General features: G+C 61.6%; 13 protein-coding genes. 5 read left to right on the top strand and 8 right to left on the bottom strand.

The genetic code is table 11. The features are described from left to right. Positions 1-42: 42 nt before the first annotated feature. On the top strand, positions 43-2358 hold the full coding sequence (locus ACR9Y2_RS02605) for a TonB-dependent receptor (protein WP_435039473.1): 2316 nt from the start codon (positions 43-45) through the stop codon (positions 2356-2358). 3 nt (positions 2359-2361) lie between these two features. Here ACR9Y2_RS02605 and ACR9Y2_RS02600 read toward each other — a convergent pair whose 3' ends face one another. The 7 genes from ACR9Y2_RS02600 to ACR9Y2_RS02570 all read right to left on the bottom strand — a co-directional run bounded on the left by ACR9Y2_RS02600 (position 2362) and on the right by ACR9Y2_RS02570 (position 11565). Further along, positions 2362-4107: an ATP-binding protein gene (locus tag ACR9Y2_RS02600; RefSeq protein WP_435039472.1), complete on the bottom strand. Its 1746-nt coding sequence runs from the start codon at positions 4105-4107 to the stop codon at positions 2362-2364. 21 nt (positions 4108-4128) lie between these two features. Beyond that, positions 4129-5259 (bottom strand): MFS transporter, encoded by a 1131-nt coding sequence (locus ACR9Y2_RS02595; protein WP_435039471.1) that lies wholly within the window; start codon positions 5257-5259, stop codon positions 4129-4131. Positions 5260-5288: 29 nt separating this feature from the next. Then, positions 5289-6797 carry an alkaline phosphatase family protein gene (locus ACR9Y2_RS02590; protein ID WP_435039470.1) on the bottom strand — a complete coding sequence of 503 codons (1509 nt, stop codon included), beginning with the start codon at positions 6795-6797 and terminating at the stop codon, positions 5289-5291. 6 nt (positions 6798-6803) lie between these two features. Further along, positions 6804-7253, bottom strand: a complete 450-nt coding sequence (locus tag ACR9Y2_RS02585) for a DUF4920 domain-containing protein (RefSeq protein WP_435039469.1) — start codon at positions 7251-7253, stop codon at positions 6804-6806. A gap of 71 nt (positions 7254-7324) precedes the next feature. After that, positions 7325-7804, bottom strand: a complete 480-nt coding sequence (locus tag ACR9Y2_RS02580) for a response regulator (protein ID WP_435039468.1) — start codon at positions 7802-7804, stop codon at positions 7325-7327. A gap of 3 nt (positions 7805-7807) precedes the next feature. Continuing rightward, positions 7808-8569: a sensor histidine kinase gene (locus ACR9Y2_RS02575; RefSeq protein WP_435039467.1), complete on the bottom strand. Its 762-nt coding sequence runs from the start codon at positions 8567-8569 to the stop codon at positions 7808-7810. Then, positions 8569-11565: an Npt1/Npt2 family nucleotide transporter gene (locus tag ACR9Y2_RS02570; RefSeq protein ID WP_435039466.1), complete on the bottom strand. Its 2997-nt coding sequence runs from the start codon at positions 11563-11565 to the stop codon at positions 8569-8571. The genes ACR9Y2_RS02575 and ACR9Y2_RS02570 overlap by 1 nt, the downstream gene beginning before the upstream one ends. 92 nt (positions 11566-11657) lie before the next feature. On the opposite strand from ACR9Y2_RS02570, the gene ACR9Y2_RS02565 reads away from it, so the two are divergent. Beyond that, entirely contained in the window at positions 11658-13070 is a 1413-nt protein-coding gene (locus ACR9Y2_RS02565; RefSeq protein ID WP_435039465.1) for a sensor histidine kinase, read from the top strand. On the opposite strand, the gene ACR9Y2_RS02560 is transcribed toward ACR9Y2_RS02565, so the two are convergent. Then, positions 13067-15103 (bottom strand): tetratricopeptide repeat protein, encoded by a 2037-nt coding sequence (locus ACR9Y2_RS02560; RefSeq protein WP_435039464.1) that lies wholly within the window; start codon positions 15101-15103, stop codon positions 13067-13069. The genes ACR9Y2_RS02565 and ACR9Y2_RS02560 overlap by 4 nt on opposite strands. Before the next feature lie 203 nt (positions 15104-15306). On the opposite strand from ACR9Y2_RS02560, the gene miaA reads away from it, so the two are divergent. The 3 genes from miaA to ACR9Y2_RS02545 all read left to right on the top strand — a co-directional run bounded on the left by miaA (position 15307) and on the right by ACR9Y2_RS02545 (position 18065). Continuing rightward, positions 15307-16230: a tRNA (adenosine(37)-N6)-dimethylallyltransferase MiaA gene (gene miaA, locus ACR9Y2_RS02555; RefSeq protein ID WP_435039463.1), complete on the top strand. Its 924-nt coding sequence runs from the start codon at positions 15307-15309 to the stop codon at positions 16228-16230. 183 nt (positions 16231-16413) lie between these two features. Then, positions 16414-16734 (top strand): hypothetical protein, encoded by a 321-nt coding sequence (locus ACR9Y2_RS02550; RefSeq protein WP_435039462.1) that lies wholly within the window; start codon positions 16414-16416, stop codon positions 16732-16734. 353 nt (positions 16735-17087) lie between these two features. Then, complete coding sequence (locus tag ACR9Y2_RS02545; RefSeq protein WP_435039461.1) at positions 17088-18065, top strand: tetratricopeptide repeat protein; 978 nt, start codon at positions 17088-17090, stop codon at positions 18063-18065. Positions 18066-18093 lie beyond the last annotated feature (28 nt).

The following is an 18093-nucleotide window of genomic DNA, read 5'->3' as shown; positions in this document are numbered from 1 at the left end:
TCGTACGGTTGGTCACCGGAGAGGGTAGGGGTAGGTGTGGGAATGGTCCGCAAGGACCGTTGGGGGAGTGAGATGTTGGTCCTCGGCGCGGGTACGCGTGTCTGTGTTCTTTCTATTTGTGTCCTGAATCTTAGCGCATGGGGCCAAGGGCGGCTGAATGGCCTGGTGCGCGATGCCCGGGGTGGAGAACCGCTGGCGCGCGTTGAGTGCGTGCTGGCCTGTGGCGGCAACGTGCTGACGGCGCGCACGGGGCTGGACGGGCGGTTCGCCTTTGAGGCGCCCACGCTGCCGGAATGCACGATGACGTTGTCGGCGGTGGGGTATCGCCCGTTGCGGACGCCGCTGGCCGGAGCAGTGGAGCTGGACTTGGCCATGACACCGGACTCCCTGGGCCGGCGCGACTCGGTGGAAGTGCGCGAGGGGCCATTCGACGTCACACAGTCGGCGAGCCCGTCGGAGAGGACGCTCACCGGCGCGGAGATGAAGAACCTGGCCGGCGTGCTGGTGGACGATCCCTTGCGGGCGGTGCAGTCGCTGCCGGGCGTGGCCTCGTCGAACGACTTTGCGGCGCAGTTCTCGGTGCGCGGCTCAGCCTTCGACCGCGTGGGTTTGTATGTGGACGGCGTGCTGATGCACAACCCGTTCCACACGGTACAGAATCACCAGGACACGGGTTCGTTGTCGATGCTGCAGGCGGATCTGGTGGAGGAGATGACGCTGCATGCGGGGGCGCCTCCGGCCATGTACCAGGACCGGTCGGCTTCCGTGCTGGATGTCCGCCTCCGCGAAGGCAGCCGGGAAGGCGTGGCGGTGCGCATGAACCTGGGGGTGACCGGCGCGGCGGTGATTGCCGAAGGACCGCTGGGGCGCGAGTCGCGCGGCTCATGGCTGGTGTCGATGCGGCGGAGCTACCTGCAATACCTGCTGCGGCGGGTGCCGGAGGCGAGTTCGATGGCCTTCGGGTTCGCGGATCTCCAGGGGAAGCTGGCATACGACCTGTCGAAGTCGCAGAGCGTCACCCTGAGCATCATGGACGGGCGGTCGGACCTCGACCGGACACGCGCGCGAACCACGCTGGGGGTGAACGGGATCATGGAAGCGGGGCATCATGTCACCGGGGTGAGCCTGGGATGGCGGTATGCGCCCACGGCCGCGGTGCAGATTACCAACCGGTTGGCTTGGATGCGCGAGCGCTCGGACGCGAAGAACCCGCTGGAACTGTTGCTGGCGGGGCAGGGCTACGGCGAAGCAGTGTGGAACCCGTCGTTGGTGTGGAGCTGGAACGCAAAGGCGCCGCTACAGGCGGGCGGATCGTTCCGGCGCCTGCACGACGACGGCTTCTCGGCGATTTACAACTTCAATCCCCTGGCGGTGCGGCGGCGGGACAACTGGCACGGGACGGCCCTGCGGTCGGGCGGCTATGTTCAGCAGGACTGGGTGGGCGGGCCGTTGACGCTGACCGCAGGTGTACGGACGGACTCGTACTCGGCCGTGGATGCGCCGGCGATTTCTCCGCACGCCTCGGCGCTGTTGCGCGTGGGTGCAACGACGCGCCTGCAGGTGGCGTGGAGCCAGGCGGTGCAGTATCCGGCGCTGCAACTGCTGCTGATCGAGAATACCGGCAACCGGTTCCTATTGCCGGAGCGTGCGAATCATACCGTGGCGGCGGTGGAACAGACGCTGGGGCAGCGAACCCGGCTGCGGGCGGAATTCTTCTATCGCGCCGAGCGGGACCTGATCCGGCAGCCGCTGCAGGAGGCGCGTTTATTGGCCGGCGGCCTCATCTTCCACCCTCCGGCCATCGCGCCGTACATGAACTCGGAGCGTGGCATTGCGCGGGGGGCGGAGATCTTCCTGCAGCGGCGGACGGCGAACCGCGTTTCGGGATGGGTTTCCTACGGATATGTCCTGACGTCGATGAGGGATGGGGTGACGGGCGCGGCTTACCCCTCCGATTTCGAGCAACGGCACACGGTGAATGCCTATGGGAGCTACCGTTTGAAGCCGACGATGAACCTGAGCGGGCGCTATTCGTACGGCAGCAACTTTCCGATCCCGGGCTATTTCCGGCGGACGGCGCCGGACACGTATTTCCTGGACACGCGGAAGAACGCGCTACGGCTGCCGGCTTATCACCGCGCGGATGTGCGGGTGAACAAGGTATTCCAGTGGGGTTCGTGGCGCAGCACGCTGTTCGTGGAAGTGGCGAACCTCACCAATCACGAGAACACGACGTACGACTATTTCAACGGCTTCGACAGCCGTACGGCGCAGGCGTACCCCCGGCTGCTGAAGCTGTTTCCGATTGTGCCGGCGGCGGGGCTGATGTTGGAGTGGGATGCGCGGCTGCGCAAATAGGAGTCAAGGCCGATCGAGGCTCTGGCGGACGGCGCGGGCGAGGGTGTCGAGATCGAACGGCTTCTCCAGCGTGAGGCTGCCCTGGTCCTGAATCCCGCGAAGGTTCAGGTCTTCGGAGGAGTAGCCCGTGACGAACATGACGCGCAAGCCAGGCTCGATGGCGCGCAGGCGGCGGGTGGCTTCGGGCCCATTGATGCCAGGCATGATGACATCGCTGATGACAAGGTTGACGGAACCGGGCGCGGAAGCGAGGGACTGCAGGGCGTCGTCGCAATCACGCGCCTGCAGGACACGGTAGCCGCGCTGGCGCAGCATGCCAGCGAGCAGGTCACGAACGCTCTCATCGTCCTCAATGAGCAGCAGAGTCTCCGAGCCGTAGAGCAACTGATCTTCGCCGGGTTGCGGCGACGGAGGGGCTTCGACGGCCGCGGGCAGATAGACGCGGAAAGTGGCGCCTTCGCCCAGCCGGCTCTCCACCTGAATGGAGCCCTGGCTTTGTTTGACGATGCCGTAGACCATGGAAAGACCGAGTCCGGTACCGCGGCCCACCTCCTTGGTGGTGAAGAACGGTTCGAATACGCGGCGCTGGGTGGCCTCGTCCATGCCTTCGCCGGTATCGGAGATGGTGAAGCGGACGTAGTCGCCATCCTGCAGGCCGAGGCATTCCCGTTCATTCTGGCCGGAAATATGGATATGGTCAGTGGTAAGGGTGATCCGGCCGCCGGCGGGCATGGCATCGCGGGCATTCACGGCCATGTTGATGATGACCTGCTCCACCTGACTGGGGTCGGCCGTGACTGGTTTGAGAGCAGTGTCGAGTTGGACGCTGAGGAGGATGTGGGAGCCGATGAGGCGGCGCAGCATTGATTCAAGACCGGTGATGATCGAGTTCAGATTCACGACTTCCGGTTTGAGGATCTGGCGGCGGCTGAAGGCGAGCAACTGGCGGGTGAGGGCGGCGGCCCGTTCCCCGGCTTTGCGGATCTCGTCGGCCGCGGCGCCCACGTCGGTCTGCCGCATCGCGACGAGCTCGGCGTAGCCGTTGATGACCGTCAGCAGGTTATTGAAGTCGTGCGCGATGCCGCCTGCCAACTGACCCACTGCCTCCATCTTGGCGGCTTGGCGGAGTTGTTCCTCCAGCCTGCGCCGTTCAGTGATTTCCATGGCCACGCCGCCCACCAGGCGGGTGTTGCCGCCTTCGAGGGTGACTGGGAATTTTTTGATCATCCACTCAGTGGATCTGCCGTTGAGGTTGAGAACGAAATTGCGTTCACTGACACGGCCGTCGTCGAGAATGGCCTTATCGTCGCGTTGGAAAGCCGCCACGGTTTCGGGGGGGAAGAGGTCGGACGCGCGCGCGCCTTCCAACGGGCGGCCTTGAGAGAATGACTGCTTCCAGAACTCGTTTGCGAAGATATAGAGGCCATCGGAGCCCTTGAGAAAGACGCCTACGGGCAAGTGGTCCATGTAAGCGGCGAAGAGCCGTTCCGATTTTTCCAGCGCCTGGCGCGATTTTTCCATGCTGGTGAAGGTGCGCCGCAGCAGGACGTAGAGCAGGAGGCTGGTGACGAGGACGAAGAACAGGCCTTTGTAGACACTGACCTTGAGCCAAAGATCCTTGCCGGGGAAGAGGCGGGCCGCGGCTTCGTCGGACGTCAGGATCCAGAGACCGGCCACCAGCAGGTAGGGCAAAACGACGCGAAGCGCGTTCCAGTTCACGGATGAACCAGAACGCGCTCCATTGTTCATTGAGAACTCCCTGTGATTCGCCTATAAGGCGAGAATCACTACCGCCATCACTGCAGAGGCGATGGGCAGCAGCAGCAATGCCTTCTTGAGTTTCCTGGGATCATCGCCAGCCATGCCGCCGATGACAGGGGAGCTGATGACCAGGCCCAGCCAACCGGCTGTTGAAGCGAGGCCGGTAGCCGTGGAGTCGAGGCCTTGCGCCTTGAAGGCGCCGCCAACCAGGCCGAGCGCGGTTGGGAACACCGGCGCCATGGCGAGGCCGCCGAGGAAGACGAAGATCCAGGCGGTTTTCGGATTGCCGGTCTGGAGCATCAGGTAAGTGGTGATCGCCATGGCGATGCCGGCGCCGAAGAGAACCATCTTCGGGGTCACGCTGGCCAGGACGGGTACGACGGCGATGCGGCCCAACAGCAGGCCCAAGGCAAAGCCGAGGGAGAGGATGGTGAGCGCCTTGGACTCCGGCACGCCCTGTGCGATGAGGTGGCGTGCGAGCCAGTTCCACACGCCCACTTCGCAGGCGACGTAGAGGAACAGGGCCAGGGAGAGGAGCAGGAGCACCGGGCTGCTGATGAGGATGGAAACCTGATCCGCCTGAAAGGCAACCTTGCCGCTGGGCGGGCTCATGGCCGTCATGCCATTCACCGCCAGGGCGATGACTGCGATGGAGGCGGCGAAGATGAGCAGTCGGTTCGCGTTGTTCTGGAACAGGCGTGCCGCGACGAGTGGGGTGATGAGGCCGCCGAGGCCGAAGAAGAGGTTGACGGCGTTAAAAACGGCCGCACCCTGCAGCCAGGGAACACTGATGTCGCCGGCGAGGGCGAAGGCCGCTGTTACCAGCGCGCCGCCACCGGTGCCGAGCAGCAGCATCAGGCCGGCCACGGAACCATAGCCGGAAGCCGAGCGCAGTCCAATGAGGGCCACCGTGATGACGGTCAGCGCCAGCAGCATGCCCAACTTCTTGCCTTCCAGGTCCATCAGGGGTCCGGCGCAGAAGGATCCAATCATCAATCCGACCGCCTGTGCCATTCCGATGTTGCCATTCTGTTTGGGCGACAACCCAAACTTCTTGGACAACTCGGGCAGGATGGTGCCCAGCATGGCGGCGATCATGCCATAGGTGAGGATGCCTAAGATGTCAGCGATAAGTAACATAGCTTCAAGATGCTATCATCTTTTGCCGTCTATTTGACCAGCATCTCAGTGAGAACACGTCCCACGGCGCCGCTGGGTGTTTCCACCTCGAGCATGTTGGTGAGCGTCGGCGCGATATCGTTCACGCAGACCCGTCCGGCATACTTCCCGGCCTTCACACCGGGCCCCATAAAGATGACGGGCACGTGTGCGTCGTAGTTCCAGGGGGTACCGTGCGAGGTGCCGCTCTTTTCGAAGAGCCAGTAAGGTTCCGGCACAATGACCAGGTCGGACGCGCGCTGGTAGAAGAAGCCGTTCTGGGCGCGCTGGCCCACCATGTCGTTCTGCGACAGACCGCGGCGCAATTCTTCACGGGTGAAGACGCGGGCGATGTGCGGCAGATTGCGGACGGCGTGTGCAGCCACCTGCTGCACTTCCTCCAGGTCGAGTTTGCTGTCGGCGATCAGCTTGTGGTCCAGGTACGGGCTGGGACCGCTCTTGCCGAGCACCCATTTTGACTCACCGTACTTGGCATTGAGCGCGGCGGTGACGGCGTCGAGAACAGCACTTTCCTGAATGCGGCCGCCGGGCATTTTGCGGGTGGCCATGAGCTCCGGCAGCGGCGCCACGCCGTGGTCGGCGCTGAGGACGACCACCACATTGGACATGCCGATGCGCTTGTCGAGGAAGGTGAAGAACTTATCCAGAACTTTGTCGGTGTGGAGCGTAATCTCTTTCGCTTCGGGCGAGTCCGGGCCTTTGGCGTGCCCGACCGTGTCGTTGGCTGAAAAGCTCATGGAGAGCAGGTCGATGCCTTCGTTGCGGCCGAGGTTTTCCCCTTCGATTGCGGTCTCGGCGAAGGTCTCGACGACGTCATTGCCGAACTTCGACTCAGCCATCTTGTCGTAGCCCAGCGTGCCCTTCCACTGGTCGATCACCTTCTTGTCGTTGAAGGTCTTTGCCCAGGCGGGCAGTTCCTTGAAGTACCACGTGGAGCTGACAAAATTGCCGCTGGGTTTGTCGAACCAGTAGGCGCCATCGGCCATGTGGCCGCCGGGCATGATTGCACTGCGGTCCTTGATGGATAAGCTCACCACTTTGGAAGGAGCCTTGCCGCTCATCTTCAACTCGTCGCCCACTGTGGAGACGAGCAGGCGGTGCGGCGAGGCACCCCGTTTGGCGGGGGCACCCAATTGCTCGACGTGATCATCGGAGACACTCGTCACCTGCTGGCCAGTCCGGCGGTCGTACCATTCGTTGCCGACTATGCCGCTGGAGGCCGGCATGGCGCCGGTGAGCACAATGGAGTGCCCCACGGCGGTCACGGTCGGCATATGGTCGTAGTAAGCATTCGAGAAGACCGCGCCATGGTCCAGCAGGCGCCTGAATCCGCCCGTGAACTGTGACCCAAATTTGGTGAGGTAGTCGTACCGGAACTGGTCGACCACGATCATCACCACGAGCTTCGGCTTCTTCACCGGAGCCGCGGCCGGGCGTGTCTGGGCCCAGCCCAGGAGGGAAGCGGCGCCGAGCGCCGCCAGGAGGAGTGTTCTTTTCATCGGTCCCTACTCGATCACCGCGCCAGTGCCCTGAATCTGATAGATGGTCACCGGTCCTTTGACGCTGGCCGGATCGAACTTCTTCTTGTTCTCTTCGGCTTCGTGCTTGGCCTGCGCGATGGCTTGTTCCTTGGTCATCTCGATTTTGGAGAGCTTCCCTTCGGCGACCGCGATCTTGCCGACGGAGTCTTTCGGGAAGACGATCTCGCCATCCTTGACCTTGATCTTCACGGCCGCTTTGGTGGCGGGATCCACCAACTGCATCCAGCAGCCCATGGACTGGCAGACTTCGGAGATCTTGCCCTTCACCTGCACGGTCTTGCCGACGAACTCGGCCGGTTTCGCGTTGATGTCGGCGATGGCGGTCTGGGTGGTCAAAGTCAGGGGTTTACCGAGCTTCGATTCGGCCGCGAAACAGAGCGCAGCCGCGATGAGAAGAGATACGAGGTACTTCATGCGTCCTATTGTCCCAAGTCGCGACCAATAATTCAGCCTGCCCTGGCGGGCCGGGTGCGCCGCATCAGCCGTTACAGGAATGCACGGATGAGGCGGCGCTGGGCGTCCTTGATCTGCCCGTTAGCGGAGTCGAGCTGGGCGATCTTCTCTTCCAGGTTTCGCAACAGGCGGGCGCGCTCGATTGCGCCGTTAATGACCAGCAGCAACTGCGCATTGTCCCAGGGCTTTTCCAGGTACTGATAGAGGCCGACCTCGTTGATCGCCTGGATCGCGCTCTGTTTGTCCGCATGCCCGGTGAGAAGAATGCGGCCCGCCTCAGGCTGATGCTCTTTGGCGGCCCGCAGCAACTCCAGTCCGTTCATGTGCGGCATCATGTAGTCGCTAACGACGACATCGACTGGACTGGTCTTGAGATGTTCAGACGCCTGCACCGGGTTGCTGAACGTCTCGACGTCGTAATCGGTCTCCAGGCTCAGGAACGCTCGCACGCTCGTGAGCACCATCTCCTCGTCGTCCACCAACAATACCTTCGGCTGTTGACCGTTCTCCAAACGCTACCTCCCAGGGATCCTGACAAAAAACGTTGTACCTTTGCCCGGCTCGCTCTCAAACCAGATGCGGCCGTGATGGTCTTCTTCCACGATGCGCTTTGATAGCGCGAGGCCCAGCCCTGAGCCGATGCCCATGGGCTTCGTCGTGAAGCCCGCCTCGAAAATGCGCGACTGGTTCTCCGGCGCGATGCCCTTGCCGGTATCGGTGATGGACGCCTCCACCATGCCATCCTCGGCGAGGCGGGTCCTGACAATGATGCTGCCTGAGACTTCGATGGCCTGCGCCGCGTTCAGAAGCAGATTGAGGAACACCTGGCCTAACTGCTGAGGCCGGCACTCCACCTCGGGAATATCACCGAGCTGCATATCCAGGCGCAGGCAGCGCTTGTACTGGCAGTCGATGAGTTTAGCGGTGTCCCGCATCAGGTCGTTGAGAGAGACCAGGCGAACTTCCGTATCGGTGGAGCGGGAAAACGTCTTGAGGCTGCGAACTACGGCGGAGATCCGCTCGCAGGCGATTTTGTCCACCGCGGCGAGGCTGCGCAGCGTGTCGACCAGATCGATCGCTTTCTTTGGCGGCGGCTGGTTGCCCGTGGATGCCGTGACGAGCGCATCCTTGAGCTTGTCGAGAGCCTTCAGTACAACCTCGTTATTGGAAATGATGGAGCCGATCGGATTATTGATCTCATGGACGACCCCGGCCACCAATTGGCCGAGCGCCGCCAGCCGCTCCCGTTCCTCGGTTGTGGCGTCGAGTTCCTGCATCACTGTTTCACCTCACCACTGAGTAGCGCGCGGAACCGTTTGACCAGTGTCGACAGGATGGCTGAGGCAATTTCCATGTTGTCCGACAGCAGATCAAAGAAATCGTCGCGCGAGATTCGCAGCAGAACCGTATCTTCCAGTGCCCTCGCCGTCACCGGTAACGGCGAATTGTCCAACAGCGCCCAACTGCCCAGCACTTCGTTCTGATGAACCACTTCCAACTGTTCGCCATCCTGCAGCAGAGCGACGCTGCCGTCCAGGATGATGTACATCGCATCGAGCGGGCTTTGCGGGGTGAGGATGTCGCGCCCGGGCTGGGCATGATCCTGGGTGGCGATGGCGGCGACGCGGGATAACTGGTCCGGGGTCAACCCTTTCATCAGGTCCACGCCTTCCAATGCGATCACACGCTCGACGATGTTTAACTGGCGCATCGTTTCCGGCCTCCCCAAGACACCCGAGTTCAGACCCAGATCGCGGGCCGCGGCCAAGGCGCAGCCCATCAGCCACGGATCCCCTTCATCTATCATCCGCCCCAACGCATCACCCGCGGTAGGCCGGTCGATGCCGAAAAGCAGCAGCGCCTGGTCGTCGGTGCCATCTTCGTCGAGCAGGGGCAGCACCAGGCGTTTCAGCTCGTGATCGAGAATATTGTCGAGGAAGTCGATGGCGTTCGACAGTTCCTCCTGCTTATTGCGCTGATACGCGCGGAACGCCGCATCGATATCCTTAGGCGGGTAGCGCAGGCCCAACAGGCGGAACAGGCGCTCCACCGTACGGCCCATGCGCTCTTCCAGCGTGCGCATGAGCAAGGCGAGAGCCGGAGCCTTGCGGCCGCTCTGCCGCAGCGCGCCCAGCGCCGCATGCATCCCGTAGTAGCTACGCGCTTCCTGCTGGATCTGCTCTTCCACTGGCTCTCCGCCGAACCGAAGCTGCGGCGAGCGGTCCCGCATTGTGGTCAGCGCCCGCACGACTCCGCCGCGCACCACGAGGTCGTCCACGCTGAGCAGACCGAGCATCGAATCCAGGGCTGCCTGGGACTGGGTCCGGGTCAGGACGCGCAAGGCACGCAACCGGAGCCGGGACAAGGCGGACTCGTCGGCGACAATTGGCGCCAGGACAGGGGCGACTGCGTCTCCCATCAGGACCAGCGTATCCGCGGCCGCCCCGCGGACAGAGCTGTCGCAATCGGCGAGCATTCGCGGCAGTTCCGCCAGAGCGAACTTGGTGTGCCCCCGCAAGGCGAGCGCGCCCAACCGGCGGCGGGCCGGATCGGTTGAGTCCAGTGCGGTTCTGGCCCAGGTGAGGGGCGTCTTGGCCGACGACTCGACAGCCGCTTCCACTATCTTCGGATCAGTGGAATCCAGCATGCGGCCGAGCAATTCTTCCTCACAGCCGTTCACACTGCACGCGTAGCGGACGGCCGACTTCAGGGCCACACTGCCAGGTAGTTCAATCTCCGCGTGGGCCTCGTTCAGCAGGGAGTGCCAGCCGCGGTGGGCGGCAATGTCGAAGATCTTGGCGCGGACCTCGCTGGGCGCCTGGCGTACCATGCGGACAGCCAGCGGTTCCAGCGGATAATCCGGCACTTCGTCCAGCATCGCGAGGGCGTACACGGCCTGCCGCGGACTCTGTTTGCGGGCCGTCTCTTCCAGCAGTCGCAGGAGGCCGGCGTCCTGATAAGGGATGCGCATGCTCTCCAGGTCGAGCCGCCTCGATTCCAGGCGGCTGCGTACCGTGGCGATGTACTCACGGCGGGCGTAGAGGGACAAGGCGATCCAGACGCCGCAGAGCACGAGGACGGTAACCGTGACCGCGGTTAGGCTGTCAGTGAACAGGAAGCCCAGGGTGAGGATGATCACAGCCCCCAGGCCCCGCGCCATGCGGTCCACGAAAACATCGACGAAAGCCTTAGTGCGTTGTTTCAGGTCGTCCGGAAGGGGCAGATAGAGCAGTTCCATGCCGGTGCGATTGAGAGAATACCGGGTGGAGGCTTCGATCAGCCGGGCAGCGCCGGCGGCCCAGACCCCAGGGGAGAACAGCATTGCTCCTGACGCGCAGCCGATGCCGATGGGCATCGCCAGCAAAGTGCCGCCCACGCCGAAGCGATTGACGATCCACGAGGTGAGGAAGATCTGCAGGAAGAACGTGGCGAGGTTCAGGTAGAGGCCATAGAAGCCGCCCAGGAAGGCGGTCAACTGGTCGCCCGTGCGGCCGCGCACGGCCATGGAGTTGAACTGAAACTCCACCAGGGTATCGACCACGTAAGTGACTGTGAGAATAGCCACAATCACCTGTAAATGCCGCTTCTGCAGCACGGCCTGGCCGATGTCGCGGACGGAAAACTCAATCTCCTCGCGTGAGGCGCCACGCGCTTTCTCGAGATTGACACCTGGCTGCAACAGTAGCAGCCGGTAGAAGACGTAGGCCAGGACGACGAAGAACGCGCTGACCATCAGAAGATTGCGTGTTCCGACCGCGGCGGCGAATTGCGCGGTAAGGGATCCGCCGACCGCCGCGCCCAGTACGGCGCCGCCGGCCAGCACACCGTAGACCCGCTTCGCCTCACGCGCATCGAAGACCTGGCTTGCCACGAGCCAGCCCTGGGAAACCAGCACGAGGCTAAACAGGCTTACCCAGACATTGAATACGTAATAAACCCAACTTTGGCCCGTATCGAGCAATTGCCAGAGCTCCAACAGGCAGAGCACGACGAAGATGATGGAGGCATTGACGGCCGCGTTCAGCGACCACTTCACGGCGATGCGCGAGTAGAAGTAGGCGAGAATGCCGCCGCTGACCGCCATGACCATATAAAGATAGGGCAGATGGTCGGTGCTAAATCGCGTGAGGAATAGCGCTCGTGAAGAGGGTTTGAGGATGTAATAGGCCAGCAGCACACACATGAGGTATAGAAACATCAGTGCGGTGCGGGCGTATTCTCCTGGCCGCACATCGATCGCTCGGCTCAGTCGTGCCTGGAGGCGCTTCAGCAAGGTGCGGACCTCGTGAGAAAATGTGAGTTTAGCATAGGCTGCCCTGTCAGCCGGAGGAACTGAACCCGGCGCACCCGCGCTAATGTATTCCTATGTGGCTTCGACGCTGGCAAGCCTATCTCTTTCCCGGTGCCGCCGAGGCCGATGACGGTTTCAGGCGGCAAATCCAGCGCCTGGGTGCCACGGGGTTGCAGGTGGCGGGCGGCGTCACCATCGGCACGACGCTATTTCTGACTGTGGGCCGGTTCTTTGTGCAACCCGAACCGGAGACGCTCAGGCTGCGCCTGATCGAAGCGGCGGTGATGTTCGCGCTGGGTTCGCTCAACTTTCTCTTCGCTTCCTGGCCGAATACCGCACGGCGGGCGCGCACGATTGCAGTTTGCAGTTCTCTTGTCACGGCGTCCACGCTGATTCTATTTTCGCTGCTGATCACCGGTGTGGCACCCAGCTATGAGGATTTCATCCCAAGCCTCGTCACACTCGTCCTACTCGTCAGCGTAGCAGCCTATCCGCTGCGGCCGGCCCAATCCTTCGCCATGGGCCTCGCGATGTGCGTAATCTACACTGTCGAAACCAGTATCATCCACCGCACCCTTTACCTGGGGAGTGGCCCGCTGCGAACGAACCTGCTGTTCATCATGATGCTTTCTGTCCTGGCCGCCGGCCTCTCGGGCCTGTTGTATCGCCAGCGCTACCTGACGTATGTCTCCTATGAGCGCAGCCTGCAGGCAGCCGAGGAACTGCGCGAGGCGCAGACCCGCGCGGTGATGGCGGAGCAGTCCATTACGATTGCCAAGATCGCGGCCGCGCTCAGCCACGAGATGAACAATCCCCTGGGCGCCCTGAAGAGTTCCGTCGACACCCTGTTGCTGCTGACCGCCCGCCAGGCCACCGCCCCGCCAGAGGATCATTGCCGGCTGGTTCGGCTGCAGTCGGACCTGCGCAAGGCCGCGCAGGAGTCCATCGACCGCTTGAGCCGCATCGTCACCCGCATGCAGCGCTTCGCCAACCTGGACCAGGCGGAGATTCAGGAAGTCGACCTGAACCAATTGGTGGAGGACGCCGTGGCATTGACGCGCGCAAACCTCTCCAGCGGGATCACTATCGAAACTAAGCTTTCCGCCCTGCCCCGATTGGAGTGCAAACCTTCTCAGCTGAGCTCCGTTTTTCTCGGAATCATCACTCACTCGGTGCGGGCGATCGGCGAGGGAAGCGGTTTGATCCACGCCTGCAGTGAGGCGTCGTCGCACGGTATCGACGTGGTGATTGATCACGACGGCACTCCGCTGCGGGATGAGCAAATCAATTCGCTCTTCGATCCAGGGTTCCAGGTCACAGGCGATCGCATTGCCGCGGGCAACTGGGGCATGTTCGGGTTTCGCCGGATGGTCAGGGAGCATGGCGGCGACATCACCGTGGAGAGTCCTCTCCCCGGTAACGAAAAGAGGCAGGGAACGCGATTCCGCATTCACCTGCCTCTTCGTACCGCGCTGATTAGCGCTTAGTTTTTGTTCGGCCCGTTTTCCTTGGCCAGCCGCACCTTGGCGCCCTCGACCTTCTTCTGGATCTTGGCCACTTCCGTGGTGTCGACGTCGCTGGGGGCGTTCGTATGCCACTCCCGCAGGGCCAGTTCCCACTGGGCGAGGGCATCTTTCCACTTGTTCAGGCCGCTATAGACGTCGCCCAGGTGATCGTGGACCGTTGGGTCGCGGCTGCCGCGCTCCAACGCGCCGCGCAATTGAGCAACGGCCTCATCCAGGCGATTCATGCGGAAGTAAACCCAGCCGAGGCTATCCATATAGGCGCCGTTGTTAGGGTCGAGGTTGACCGCCTTCTGGATGAGTTCCAGCGCTTCGGGCAGGCGCACATTGCGATCGGCCAGCATATAGCCCAGGTAGTTCAGGGCAGCGGCGCTTTCCGGATTCACCTTCAATGACTTCCGGAACTCTTCTTCCGCCAGATCGAACTTCTTCTGCCGCTCGTACATTGCGCCGCGCAGGAAGTGTACGTTTTCTTTCTCGTCATCAGAGGTGGAGAGCTTCTCGGCCGTATCAATGGCCTTGCTCATCTCCGTGTAGTTCTTGGATTTCTCGTAGACCTGGGAGAGCGACAGCCACGTTTCGCGGTCTGTTTTGCCGTCCAGCATCGATTTCAGCGTGGCCTCGGCTTCCTTGAAATGGCCCAGGTCGGTCTGCAGGCTGGAGACAACTGACTTGATCAGCCGGTCGTTCGGGTACTTCAGCGCGGCCGCTTTGGCTTCCTTTTCCGCCGAGGCGAAGTCCTTGCCGGCACGGTAGGCGTCAATGATCTGAGCCTGAGCCCTGGAAGCCGATTCCGGCTCCAGTTCGGCAATTTCGCGGAAAGTCGCGACAGCGTTGGGCGTTTGCTCTGTGATCCGGTAGAGCAGGCCCAACTTCTCCAGGAGGATGACACGATTGCCGCGCTCGCCGACCGAGTCGGTTTTCTTCGGCATACCGTCCAGAATCTCCTTCAGGCGCGCGATCGCTTCCGGAGTCTTGCCCTGTGCCTCCAGCAGGCTGACATCGTTGTACTGGATCTCGAGGTTGTTGGGATCCAGTTGCTTCGCCTTCTTGGAGTACTCGTCGGCCTTGGCAAAATCCCGCTTCTGGCGGTAGATCTGCGACAGGCGCAGGACAGAGAGCAGGTCGCTTGAATCTTCCTTAGAGAGATCTTCGAATACGCCTTTGGCGGTGTCGTAATCCTCTGCCTTGAAGAGCGCCTCGCCATAGGCACGCCGCAGGTCGCCATTTTCTTTGTTCAGTTCGACGGCGCGGCGGTAAGTTTCCGCGGCGAGCTTATAGTCTTTCAACTGCTCATAGGCGGCGGCGAGAGCAGTGAGTGTCCGCAGGCTGGGATTCTTGTCGGCCACCTTGCGCAGCACCTGGCTGGCGCTGGCGGTATCGCCCAGGTCCGAGTAGACCATTGCGAGTCCGGTGAGGGCGTCCTCGTTCTCAGCGTCGATGGCGAGAGCCTTTTTGTAGGCCTTCTCAGAGGCGGATGAGTTCTGCGCCAGCTTGTGCAGCCGGCCCAGCATCAGCCAGTTGTCGACATCCTTTGGAGCCTTCTCGCCGATCTTCTCGTACTGCTCGATGGCCGCCTTCATCATCTCTTCATTGGGCCGGGTTTGTTGTCCCTCACGGATGCGGGCGGTGTAGAGACGGGCCAGGATGCGGCGGGCGTTGATGTCCTCCGGGCTCTTCTTCACGAAGTCTTCAAACTCGGTGACGGCGGTCCGGATCTGGCCGGACTGCAGGTAAAGGTCAGAGAGGTCCTGCGCCAGGCTGGCCGTTTCCGGGTCCTCACGCATGGCAATCTTGTAGTTGTCGATCGCCTTGCTGACGTATTCGCCGCGTCCGCCGTACTGGGCAGCCAACTCCGCGTAGAGGTGCCCTAATGCCGCGTGATAGTAAGCCGAAGCCTTTGGGTTCTTGGGCGCGGTTGCCTGTGGCTGCGCCGATACGACAGATACCGCGGTCAGAAACACCGCTGCCAGCCTCGCCACGCATGGGTTTATCATTCCGTGCCTCTCCATGAAAAGTGCCAACCCTCCAGAGCAGTCCCTCAGCCGACACCGCCAACGGCGATATATTTCATTCTCAACTATATCCGATGTGACACTATATCCGATGCCTCATGGGTCCGGCAGGTTGCGCTGGGTTTGTCCTGCATCGCCTTGTCGTTAGATCGGCAAGGACCCGCCCTAGCCTTAGAATGAAAGACGTGGAGTCCCCCTTAGTGGTAGTTGCCGGGCCTACCGGATCCGGTAAGAGCCACCTTGCCCTGGCGTTGGCTCAGCGATTTGATGGTGAGATTGTCAACTGCGACTCGCTCCAGGTGTATCGCGGTCTTGACGTTGGGACGGCCAAAACGCCGGCGGCCGAGCGTGCGGGCATCCCCCACCACCTGCTGGACATCCTCGACCCGGCAACGCTCTTCAACGCCGGCGATTACGTGAAATTCGTTGGTCCTGTCCTGGCCGATATCGTCTCGCGCAGTCGATTGCCGATCCTGGCCGGAGGGACTGGATTCTATATCCGGGCGTTGCTGGACGGTCTGAACGACGGCCCGTCCCGGGACGACCAATTACGGAAACGATTATTGACGAGGAAGGGCAGTTTGTACCGGCTGCTGAGCCGTCTGGATCCGGCCACGGCGGCGCGGATCCACCCGAACGATGGCAACAAAACTCTCCGCGCCCTGGAGATCTGCCTGCTTGCCCGGCGGCCTGCCTCCCAACTATTCCAGGCGGACCGCCGCCGACTGGAGGGATTTCGGGTCCTTAAGATAGGTCTGAGTCCGCCGAGGCCGGCACTGCATGTGAGGATTGCTAGTCGATCGAGGGCTATGTTTGAAGCGGGCTTGGCCGAGGAAGTCCAAGGCTTGCTGGCCTCCGGGGTCCCGAAGGACGCTAAAGCCTTTGAATCCATTGGATATAAGGAGTGCCTGCGCTACCTGGACGGGGCACTCACCATGGAGCAGGCTATAGAGCTGACTACAATCGCCACCCGGCAGTACGCCAAGCGGCAACTGACTTGGTTCCGCCGGGAATCCGACATTCGGTGGATAGATTGTTTTGGGGACGATCTGGCCGCGGTCGAAACCGCCTCTGGCTGGATTAGAGAGTTTACATGTACCTTACGGTAAAGGTCGGAACAAAAGCTGACCTCGGACGTATTAGCTAGTGTGAGCGGGCGAAATGGCGCTGAGCCTCTGCGGAACCCAAAACTAATAGGTTTAGGTTACACCACCTAGAAGTTGGGAATTTTTTCGCGAAGAGTTGCCATAAGCTCCGCATATGAGACTATAATTCAGTCAGGAGAGTCCACGATGACTAAGACCGTGAAGTTTTTCGCTCTGTTTCTTACTATCGCGCTGGTTTGTGCCAGTGCAGCCACCTATCAGGTGACCCTTTTCCAGCCCTCCACCGTTGCCGGTAAGGATCTGAAAGCAGGCGACTACAAGTTGACCGTCGACAACGACAAGGCCACAATCGCCAAGGGCAAAGATAAGGTAGAAGCGTCCGTGAAGGTTGAGACCTCCGATACGAAGTACTCGGCCACCTCCGTCCGCTACACCGATGACAATGGCAAGATGAAGGTTCAGGAGATCCGCCTGGGTGGCACGACTACCCGGCTGGTTTTCAACTAAGCCTAGTCCGATCAGTAGGATAGACGAAAGACGTTCGTAGCAGAACAAACGTCAAACTGATGAGCGGCCGCCCCGAGTCCAGTTTCGACCGGGGCGGCCGTTTCCGTCTCAGCCTCCTCCCCCTCTGGTATACTTCCCTCGTGTTTCGCTGGATCGGTCCCCTGCTGCTCGCCGCACTGCTGGCACCCTCTCTTCCAGCAGAAACAATCCTAATACTCCCGTTTTTCAATGTAAGTAAATCGAAAAGTGTGGACTGGATTGGCGACAGTATTTCCGAAACTGTCCTAGAAAGTCTAGCTTCTGAGGGTCTCGTTGTGGCATCGGCCGAATCCCGCGATGAGATTTTGCGCCAGATGAGCATCCGGCGCTATGTGCGCCTGACGACGGCCAGCGTGATGGAGATTGCGGTAAATTCCGACGCGGGCGTAGTGGTATACGGGGAGATCGACCTGGAGCCTGCCACCGCCGGCCCCGCGACCAAGGGGATGCTCAAGATCACGGCACACATCCTGGACGTCCGCCGTGTCCGTCGACGCGGGACTTCCGAAGCCGCCGGCCCACTGGAGAATCTGTCCTCACTGGAGACCGACATTGCCTGGAACGTGGTGAAGACCCTCTCTCCGGGCCTGACGATCAATGAAGAGGAGTTTCGCCGCAGCCGGCCTCGCGTCCGGCTCGATGCGCTGGAGAGCTATGTCCGAGGCTTGTTGGCGACAACCGTCGACCAGAAACACAAGCTTTTCACGAACGCTGCTCGTTTGGAGCCTACCTACTCCCAGCCATGCTTCCAGTTAGGGCGGTTGAACTTCTCGGCGAAGAACTACCGTACCTCCGCCGAGTGGTTTCAGAAAGTAGCGCCAGTGGACCTGCACTACCGGGAAGCATTGTTCTTTCTTGGGCTTAGCCGCTACAGTACAGGGGACTTCAAGGGTGCGGCCGATGTCTTCCGCAACCTGTCGGGCATGGTCCCGCTGCCGGAAGTTTGGAATAACCTGGGGGCGACCCTGCTTCGGATCAACGATGCCGATGCTGACCAGGCCTTCCTGAAAGCGGTGGAGATCGATCCGGCCGACCCCGATTACCATTTCAACGCGGGTTACGCGCTGTGGCGGAAGGGCCGCTATGACGATGCCGCCAATGCTTTCCGGGCCTCCCTGGAGCGCAAACCTGAGGATGACACCGCAACCCTGCTATTGGGCCGGAGCCTGAAGCAGCAGGGACCGAGACCGGGCGACCTGCGCACCGAGGCGCAGGAGCGGCTGAAGACCGAGTACAACGAATCTGCCTGGCTGACGTTGAAGGCGATGCTGGCTCCAAAACACAAGCCATAGCAGTCCGCCAGGACCCCTCCGAATTCGG

The organism is Paludibaculum fermentans, from assembly GCF_051172195.1.
In the GTDB taxonomy this organism is placed as follows: domain Bacteria; phylum Acidobacteriota; class Terriglobia; order Bryobacterales; family Bryobacteraceae; genus Paludibaculum; species Paludibaculum fermentans_A.
Note: the sequence above shows the minus strand (reverse complement) of the source record. Positions and strands in the feature narration are given on the sequence as shown.